Raw genomic sequence first — 253 nt, forward strand, 5'->3', positions numbered from 1 at the left:
TAAATCTTGTCTTTTAAATAGTCTAGTGATGATGGCAAAGAGGTCACACCCGTTCCCATACCGAACACGGAAGTTAAGCTCTTTAGCGCCGATGGTAGTTGGGGGCTTCCCCCTGTGAGAGTAGGACGTCGCTAGGCATAATACCCAGGAGGATTAGCTCAGCTGGGAGAGCACCTGCCTTACAAGCAGGGGGTCGGCGGTTCGAGCCCGTCATCCTCCACCATTTGCCGGTGTAGCTCAGTTGGTAGAGCAA

1 tRNA gene and 1 rRNA gene are annotated in these 253 nt (G+C 53.0%); both read left to right on the forward strand.

The features are described from left to right. The first annotated feature begins 21 nt into the window (after positions 1 to 21). Positions 22 to 137: ribosomal RNA gene (gene rrf / locus ACYQ73_RS28380) — 5S ribosomal RNA — on the forward strand. A gap of 10 nt (positions 138 to 147) precedes the next feature. Continuing rightward, positions 148 to 223: transfer RNA gene (locus tag ACYQ73_RS28385), tRNA-Val, on the forward strand. Positions 224 to 253: the final 30 nt, after the last annotated feature.

Source organism: Lysinibacillus sp. CTST325 (genome assembly GCF_054665055.1).